The 463-nt window shown below is 66.5% G+C and carries 1 protein-coding gene; it reads right to left on the minus strand.

Annotated features, from left to right (window positions below; genetic code table 11):
- Nucleotides 1-326: cation-transporting P-type ATPase (locus tag AACY52_RS30900; RefSeq protein WP_339561480.1), on the minus strand; the 326-nt coding region annotated here is incomplete at its 3' end.
- Nucleotides 327-463: the final 137 nt, after the last annotated feature.

Below are 463 nucleotides of genomic sequence, written 5' to 3' on the forward strand. Positions count from 1 at the left end.
TGCCGTTCCTGCACAGCCTCAAGCCCGATCGAGATCGACAGAATGGCGACGATGATTGTCCCGCCCACGGAGTCGCCGGTGGAAATCGACACGATCGCCGCGACGAGCAGGATCAGCGACAGCGGCTCGAACAGGCGGCGGACGATTGCGTGAAACACGCCGGTCTGGCGCGCGATCGCATCGGCATTGGGCCCATAATGCGCGAGCCGCTCGTCGGCCTGCGCTGTGGTCAGCCCGTCATGGCCGCAATCAAGCTCAATCGATACTGCGTCGGCGCTGCGCGTCCAAAACGGCGCGGTGGGGGAGCCGGGGGCGGGGGCGTGCATCCTGCCACTATCCGTCGGCGGTGGGCGCGCGGTAGCTTCGGAAACTACGCACGCGCCCGGTGGTGAATCGTGCCGCTGTCAGAGTTTGCCGGCACCCGCATTGGCGATAACGGTGCCGATCAGACCGGTGGTCGGCT

This window comes from Pseudomonas sp. EA_65y_Pfl1_P113, from assembly GCF_963970525.1.
In the GTDB taxonomy this organism is placed as follows: domain Bacteria; phylum Pseudomonadota; class Gammaproteobacteria; order Pseudomonadales; family Pseudomonadaceae; genus Aquipseudomonas; species Aquipseudomonas tritici.